Origin of the sequence: Neoluteolibacter marinus (assembly GCF_014904755.1) — a bacterium.
In the GTDB taxonomy this organism is placed as follows: Bacteria; Verrucomicrobiota; Verrucomicrobiia; order Verrucomicrobiales; family Akkermansiaceae; genus Haloferula; species Haloferula marina.
On the sequence record NZ_JACZFQ010000122.1, the window covers coordinates 1 to 7,717 of the forward strand.

Below are 7,717 nucleotides of genomic sequence, written 5' to 3' on the forward strand. Positions count from 1 at the left end.
CACATGAGCGGCGGAAAAACAATGCCGCGGCCAGCACGATGCCCGCGCCGGCGACGAAAACCGCGGGCACCCGCTGCAGGGATTCCGCCATGCCGATGCCGTTGGCGGAACCGAACCATCCCGCCACCGCGAACAGCCAGGCGGCGCGGCGGGCAATGCGCCGCGGGTCGTCGCTGGCGGCGAAAAAGCCCGGCCAGGCGACCAGCGCGGTCGAATAGAGCGAGACCCCGGCGGGATACCACCAGCCGGCGATGCCGCGGGTGGCGGGTTCGTTCACCGCCAGGGCCGCCACCGCCAGGATGATCCAGGCGGCGACCAGCAGGGGCGACAAGCCGCGGCGCAACCAGAGTCCCGCGGCAATGGCGACGAACAGGTGAACGATGGCATTCCGCCACAACATCGCCTCGCCCCAGGTGGCCGACTTCAATTCGGCGGCGTGCTGGATGACGAAGAAGGCGGCGGAATCCAGCCAAACCAAGGCGGTGAAGGCCGCGACGATCGCGGCAACGCCCCGGACGGGCTCCTCCGGCGCCGGGGTGGGCCGGGTCCGGACCTGGCGCGGCACCAGCACCGCGCCGGCGAGGGCGAAAAACGCGCCGATCCATGCCTGCCGGTCCGGAGAGGAAAGGAAGGTCGCCGGCAGGTTGCACAGCGCGTAGCCGAGCCCGGTGCCCAGTCCGATCCAGGCGACGCTGCACCAGCGTGGCAGCAGCGTTGCCAGCGTCACCGTCATGACGCCGATCGCCGCGCCGGTGACGGGTGCCACGACCCAGGCCAGCGGTGTTCCGGGTGCGAAGGGCGCGATCACCGCGGCCAGGGCAGCGACCGCCAGGGCGGTGCGAAGTACGAGAGGGCTCGTATTCCGGGCCGAGGTGACGAAACCGGCGGCGATGCCCGCGGCGGCCATCAACCCGAGTGAAATCTTCTCGTGGAGCACCGGTGTGCCGGCACCGCGCAAGAGCTCGACCCAGGCAAACTGCGCGAAGATCAGGAAGTGGGCGTAGACCATCGCCACCACCCCGGCGGCGCGGGGTGCCAGCATCAGGCCGCCCCCGACCGCCACCAGCCGGCCCGCAGGCCCAGGATCTGGAGGATCGCCACCGCCGCGTCGGCCGCCGCCACCACCGCCCACGGCGATGCCAGCCGCCCGTTCAAGATCATCGTCGCCAGGAAGATCGCGACCGCCGAGCGGACCGTCGCCGTGAAGCCCCAGACCGTCTCCGCCGCGCTCTCCCCGCGCAGGGTCCAGGCGTAGGAGAGACCCACCGCCGCGACGAAAACCCCAATCCATTTCAGGAAGATCATCGCTTCCGCCGGCGGCTCCGGGATCCCCAGCAGAACCAGCACCAGGCCCGGCAGGAAGATCAACAACAGGCCCGTGGCCGCGTCCATCGCGCCGGCGGCGATGCTCCAGATCTGGGCGAACTTTTTCATGAGGGTCGGGGGCGCCGGCGGGTGACTTCCAGGTGACGAGCCAATGGACCGACGCGGCCAGCATGACCACGCCGCAGAGCGCGCGCAAGGCGAGCGCGGTGATGCGCCAGGCCGGGGCATCGGCCATCCAGGTGATGCCGCTGCTTTCCGCCAGTCCCGTGGCGGCGAGGACCAGGATCATCAGCAGGGCGGCGATGTTCCAGCTGATGGTCGAGACGATGGTGCCGAAGCGGTTGCCTCCCAGCCGCAGCAGCAGCGCGCAGAATGCCGTCGTGAATCCGGCCATCGCGAGATGCGAGTGGGCGACCAGGCCGTGGGTGAATTTGAGGCGGTCGAGGATGCCGGGGAGGTAGGTGGCGAATCCCGAGACGACCAGCAGGCCCCACCACATCAGCAGCGCCAGGCGCCAGCCGTGGGGGCGGACCGGCCAGCGGAAGCCGTGCCAATCCCAGAAGACCAGCCACGGCCAGGGCAACAGCAGCGCGAGGGCGCCGATCTGCACGGCGTCGGCGTGGGTGCCCCCGCGAGCTTCCGCCAGGCCGAACAGCAGCCAGCTGGCGGCAAAGAAAGCCAGGGTCTTCCAGGGCAGGCCGGGACGCTTGGACTCGATCCCGCAAGTCCGCGGCAACAACAGCAGCAGCCCGACCACCACCAGCGTGGACCCGAGGAGGCTGGCACCGGTCGGACCGCCGGTGCTGGTGTCGACCGGCGGATAGACGGCCGGGGAACTGGCGTGGAGCATGCCCCACGGCACCGCCGCGAGCAGGACCAGGCCGGTGCCGGAAAGCCATCGCTTCACCGGCGGCCAGCCGGCCCGGTTCCGGGTCCAGGCGACCGCCAGTGCCAGCCACAGCAAGCCGAGTGCGGCGACGAAGGCGAACAGCGGGCCGCCTTTCCAGTCGAGGAAGATCTTGCCCGAGGAGCCGCCGCCGAGCCACGACAGCGCTCCCGCCAGCAAGGCCGCGGACCAGGCCCAGACGGCGGCGTCCGACCATTTACGGGAGACCCCGTAGATCGACAGCAGCCAGCCGGCCAGCGGCAGCGCGGTCCAGCCGTAGAGCTGGACGTTGAGGTGAACGGGCATCCAGCGGCCGTAGGTCCATTCCCCGGCCTGGAGCCCGGGGAAGAGCAGCAAGACCGACAGCCAGAGCCCGGCCGCGTTGCCAACGACCAGCCAGCCCAGGGCATGACGGCCGGCGTTCACGCGGCATCGTCCTGGATGCGGCCGTCGCGCATTCTCACCACCCGGTCGCAGCGGCGGGCCAGCTCCGGATCATGGGTGGCCATCACCAGCGTGCGGCCCTTGGCGCGCACCAGGTCGAGCAGCAGGGCGAAGACCCGCTCGCGGTTCGCCTCGTCGAGGGCGCCGGTCGGTTCGTCGCCTAACAGAAGGTCGGGTTCGTTCATCAGCGAGCGCACCAAAGCGCCGCGCTGGCGTTCGCCACCGGAAAGCTCGCGCACCCGCTGCTTCAGCCGCGGCGCGATGCCGGTCGCCGCGGCCAGCTCCTCCAGCCGCGCCATCGCGTCCGCCCGCTTGCCGCCGGCGGCGATCACCGGCACCAGGCAGTTTTCCTCGAGCGTCAGGTCGGGCATCAGGTGGTGGAGCTGGAAGATGAAGCCGACCTTGTGCCGCAACAGGTCGACCCGCTCGCGCTCGCCGCCGATGATCCTGCCCGCGGTGCGGACGCTGCCCTTGTCGGGATCCTCGAGGCCGGCGATCACGTTGAGCAGGGTCGACTTTCCGCAGCCGGAAGTCCCGCACAAAGCGACGGTTTCCCCGGCCGCGACCTTGAGGTCGACTCCTTTCAGGACCTCGATCCGGCCGCGGTCGAAGCTTTTCCAGACGTCTTGGATTTCCACCATGGCAGTGATTGTTGTTATTCGAAACGGAGGGCCTGGGCGGGGTTGAGGCGGGCGGCGTACCACGCCGGATAGAGCGCGCCGGCGAGGGCCGTGCCGAGGGCCAGCACCGCCGCGCCGGCGATTTCCTGCCAGCCGATGTTCGGCTCGATGTAGCCCTGGAGCTGCGGAATGGCCTGCAGCAGGCGCAGGCCGGCGAGGCTGAGCAGCCAGCCGCCGAGGATGCCGAAGGCGCAGACGGCGAGCGACTCGCCGAAGATCATGCCGGCCACCTGGCCGCGCGAGAAGCCGCAGACGCGGGCGATGGCGATCTCCTTGATGCGGCTGAAGACCGACAGGATCATCGTGTTGGTGACGCTGAGCCCGCCTAACAGGAAGGCGCAGCCGCCGACCACCCAGGCGGTGGTCTTGAGGATCTTGAACTGCGAGTAGCTGCGGCTGAACTCCTCGTTTTCCAGCGCGGTCATGCGCGGATGCGCGCGCTCGATCCAGCGCTTCACCTCCACCGGGTCGTGGCCGTCGGCGAGGGCCACGGTGATCACCGACGAGAAGCCCTCCTTGTGGAAGGTCCGCTGGCAGGCGGCGAGCGGCATGAAGACGCCGCCGTTCTCGAAGCCGTTCTCCATCCGCACCACGCCGGCCACCCGGTGCTTGCCCTGGCCGAGTTCAACCTCGTCGCCCGCGGCCGCCCCGAGGAAGTCGGCGGCGCGTTCGCCGAGGACCACGTCGTCGCCGTCGTCGAGGAAGCCGGCGATGCTTCCCGACAGCCATTCCGCCTTCGCCAGCCGGCCGTCGGTGGCGCGGATTCCGAAGCAGGTGACGACCGGACGGTCGGGCGCGGTGACGATGGCGAACAGCACCGGTTGCGCTTCCTTGACGAAAGGCTGCGACTCGAGGTCATCGACGAGGGCCGCCGGCACGTTGCTGAAGAACAGGTCGGAAACGTTCTTCTCGAACACGACCATCTCGGCGTCGCTGCGCAGGATGCGCTCGAACATCTTGACCGCTCCGCCGAGCAGGCCGACCACGCTGAGCATGGTGGCGACCCCGAGCGCGATGCCGGCGGCGCCGATGGCGGTGCGCACCCGGTGGCGGCGCAGGTTGGTGAATATCAAACCCCAGAGGGACATGCCGCCTCAGTGTTAGACCGCCGCGGAAGACATGGAAAGCCCTTCCCCGGTTGCCGGCGGGGCGACCCGGAGCAGCGCCAGCATGCCCCAGCGGCCGGCGGGGCCCGGGAGCGCGGCTTCCACCCGGTCGCCGGTTTCCTGCAAGCGCCGGAGTCGTTGCAAGGCGGCCTCCTGCCCTTCCGCGGCGACCAGGTTCGGCCGGCCGAGTTCGGCGTCACGGCCGCCCGACTTCCCGCTCGAGGGTTCGCAGGCGATCACATCCTTGAGGTCGTCCGCGGCCTGATAGGCGAGGCCGCGGAGCAGGGCGAGCCGGTCGAGGAGCTGGAGTTCTCGCGAATTGCCGCGGCCACAGAGTGCAGGCAGTACCAGGGTCAGCCGGAGCAAGGCCCCGGTTTTCCGCGCGGCGACCTCGGCGACTTCGGCGGGATCCTGGTCGCCGCGCCAGCCGGCGAGGTCGTAGGCCTGGCCGCCGATCACCCCGTCGACACCGAGGCACTCGTCGACCAGTCGTCCGGCCTCGGCGCGCCGGGAAGCCGGCGCCTCCCGCATGCCTTGCCACAGGAGGGTGTAGCCGCGGTTGACCAGGGCGAGGCTGGCCAGCATCGCCATCGCCTCGCCGTGAACCACGTGGGTGCAGGGCACGCCCCGGCGGATGCGGGCGTCATCCATCGCGGGAAGGTCGTCGAAGACCAGCGAGGCGGTGTGGAGGTACTCGATCCCGCAGGCCATGGCGCGCGCGGATTCCTCGAGCATGCCCATCTCGATGCCGATCAGGTAGGCGACCACCGCGCGGATCATCGATCCCGGGCGGGCGAGGATGTCCCCGGCCGCCGCGGCCAGCCGCGGTTCACTGATTTTTCCCAGCCCCTGCCGGAATCCGGCCATGAGCAGCTCCCGGGCGCAACCCGCCCTGCGTTTCCACCATGCCTCCGCGTTCATTTGCAGTTCACTTGACCTGACCCACCAGATGGAAGCGCACCGAAAGCTTCGGATTCACGGTCATCACCGCCATCGCGCGGATGATCGGCAGGCCGAAGTCCTGATAGTCGAGCGAGGCGGTGCCATCGATGGTGACCCAGTTGCCGGCCTTCTTTACGGTGTAGGGAAAGGCAATGACTTTCGAGACGCCGTGGATCGTGATCTTCCCCTGGGCGTAGGAGGTGCCCTTGTCCTCCCAGGTCTTGATGAACTCGAAGCGGCCTTCCGGTTTGCCGCCGCCGAGCCACTTGATCATTTCCTTGTCGCGCTTCTCGTCCTCGGTTTTCAGGTCGGCGAATTTCCAGCTCAGCTTCACCGCGGACGGAGCGAGCGAGGCGGCGTCGCCGGTGACCTGTGCGTCGTATTTCGAAAGCGTGCCGGTAAACGCGTGACCGGTGGCCTTGGCATCCACCTGGATCCGGCTCCTGCTCTTGTCCACTTTCAAGGTGGCGGCCCCTGCTTGTGTAGCGATCAGCAGGATCCCGCAGAGAAAGGTGGGAAGAGTTCGTGGCATGATGTTACGGAGATTGTCTTGCGCCACCCTTCACTGCTTCCCAGCCTATGTCCCGGAGAAATCCGGCATTCAGGCCCTTGTTTTGTAACCGTCCCGTTACCGATGAAAAGCATTCTCAACAGCATCATTTTCCGCGTCGTTCTCGCCCTCTTCCTCGGCACGTTTGCGGCACAGGCCGATCCGTATGCCAAGGGCAGCACGGTGAAGGCGTTCTCCGCCAAGGACCAGCACGAGCAGGCCTACACCTTCGACGCGAAGAACACCCGCTACCTGCTGGTCAGCCACGACATGGACACCGGCAAGAAGGCCAACGGCGCGCTGAGCGTGCTGGGCAAGGATCACCTGCCGGGCAAGAAGGCGGTCTACATCGCCAACATCCACGGCATGCCCGGCATCGGCCGCATGTTCGCGTTGCCGAAGATGAAGAAGTACAATCACCGCATCATCCTCGGCGACGACGCGGAGTTGATCGCCAACTTTCCCGAGCAGAAGGGCAAGGTGACGGTGCTCGGACTCTCCAGCGGCAAGGTCACCTCGGTCCAGTACTGGGATCCGGCCACCGAGGGGGTGAACAACTTCCTCAAGTGACCGACCACGATTCGCCGACCGCTCCGGCGACGAAATTACCCGCGGGAATGCCGGCCCGCTCCACTTCGGCGGCCAGCCGCAGGGGCGGCTCGCCGAGGGGTTCGTCGGTCAGGCGGAAAGTCCCCCAGTGCATCGCCACGGCGCGGCGGCAGCGGGCATCCCGGAAGACCCGGACCGCTTCTTCCGGGGTCATGTGCATGGGCTTCATGAACCAGCGGGGCGCGTAGGCGCCAATCGGGATCATCGCGAAATCGATGGGACCGAGCTTCATTCCGATCTCGCCGAAGGCGGGACAGTGGCCGCTGTCGCCGGCGTGCCAGAGCTTGAATCCCCCGCCTTCGATCAGCCATCCGCACCAGTGGCCGCGGTTGCGGTCGAAGGGGGTTCGCGCGGTGAAATGCTGGGCGGGCGTCGCCGTGACCTGCAGCCCGGGCAGGAATTCCGCGGTGCCGAACCACGGGATCTCTCGTACTTCGCGGAAGCCCTTGCGTCCCAGCCAGCCGGCGTGGCCCTCGGCAACGACCAGCGGGGTTTCCCTCCCGAGCGCGACCAGGGTGGGCAGGTCGAGGTGATCGTAGTGGGAATGGGTCAGCAGTACGCCGTCGATCTTCGGCAGCTGGTCGATCCGGCAGGGCGGCTCGACGTGCCGGCGCAGCGATGGCAGCGGCAGCGGCGCGCAATGGTCGGAGAAAACGGGATCGACGAGCAGGTTCCGGCCGCAGCCCTGGAGGAGAAACGAGGCGTGGCCGAGCCAGGTGACGCGCCAGCCTGCCGGGGGAGCTGGCTGCAGGTCGATCGGAACCGCCGGCGCGGGACGGTCGGGCGCCGCGGACGGGGGGTCGGCGGGGCTGCGGCCCAGCTTCCAGCGCAGCACGTCGCGGAAACGGTGCTCGTCGTGGATCCACGGGTTGGAGAAGCGGCGCGACATCATCCGGGCGATGTGCCTGCCGCCGGTCCGGAGGCGGGAAGCTTCAGTTCAAAGGTGATCCAGCCGCTGCCGGTGTCGGCGAGTGCCAGCTCGCCGCCGTGGGCCCGGGCCAGCTCGCGGGCGATGTTGAGGCCGAGCCCGTGGCCGCGCACGTTTTCGCCGATGCCGGGTCCGCGCCGGAAGCGCTCGAAGATCTCTTCCCGGACCCGGCCGCCGGGGATTTCCCCGCGATTGGCGATGCGCATGACGACCCATGGGGCGGGGGGCGCCGCCCCGGGCCGGGCC

8 protein-coding genes are annotated in these 7,717 nt (G+C 68.9%); 1 reads left to right on the forward strand and 7 read right to left on the reverse strand.

What is annotated here, in order from left to right; all coding sequences use genetic code 11:
• The 5 genes from IG178_RS22800 to IG178_RS22820 all read right to left on the reverse strand — a co-directional run.
• A partial coding sequence (locus IG178_RS22800; RefSeq protein ID WP_193214902.1) for a heme-copper oxidase family protein occupies positions 1 to 2,638 on the reverse strand: 2,638 nt, incomplete at its 3' end.
• Positions 2,635 to 3,297, reverse strand: a complete 663-nt coding sequence (locus tag IG178_RS22805) for an ABC transporter ATP-binding protein (protein ID WP_193214903.1) — start codon at positions 3,295 to 3,297, stop codon at positions 2,635 to 2,637. The genes IG178_RS22805 and IG178_RS22800, both read right to left, overlap by 4 nt.
• A 14-nt stretch (positions 3,298 to 3,311) precedes the next feature.
• Positions 3,312 to 4,424 (reverse strand): ABC transporter permease, encoded by a 1,113-nt coding sequence (locus tag IG178_RS22810; RefSeq protein ID WP_193214904.1) that lies wholly within the window; start codon positions 4,422 to 4,424, stop codon positions 3,312 to 3,314.
• Between the two features lie 12 nt (positions 4,425 to 4,436).
• Positions 4,437 to 5,363, reverse strand: a complete 927-nt coding sequence (locus IG178_RS22815; protein WP_193214905.1) for a polyprenyl synthetase family protein — start codon at positions 5,361 to 5,363, stop codon at positions 4,437 to 4,439.
• 7 nt (positions 5,364 to 5,370) lie between these two features.
• Entirely contained in the window at positions 5,371 to 5,916 is a 546-nt protein-coding gene (locus tag IG178_RS22820; protein ID WP_193214906.1) for a YceI family protein, read from the reverse strand.
• Between the two features lie 102 nt (positions 5,917 to 6,018).
• On the opposite strand from IG178_RS22820, the gene IG178_RS22825 reads away from it, so the two are divergent.
• A complete protein-coding gene (locus tag IG178_RS22825; protein ID WP_193214907.1) occupies positions 6,019 to 6,504 on the forward strand; it encodes a hypothetical protein in 486 nt (161 codons plus the stop codon).
• Here the strand turns inward: IG178_RS22825 and IG178_RS22830 are convergent.
• Together IG178_RS22830 and IG178_RS22835 are read right to left on the reverse strand one after the other, a co-directional pair.
• Positions 6,497 to 7,432 carry an MBL fold metallo-hydrolase gene (locus IG178_RS22830; protein WP_193214908.1) on the reverse strand — a complete coding sequence of 312 codons (936 nt, stop codon included), beginning with the start codon at positions 7,430 to 7,432 and terminating at the stop codon, positions 6,497 to 6,499. The two genes, IG178_RS22825 and IG178_RS22830, sit on opposite strands and share 8 nt — an antisense overlap.
• The coding region (locus tag IG178_RS22835) for an ATP-binding protein (protein ID WP_226895700.1) at positions 7,432 to 7,717 on the reverse strand (286 nt) is incomplete at its 5' end. The genes IG178_RS22835 and IG178_RS22830, both read right to left, overlap by 1 nt.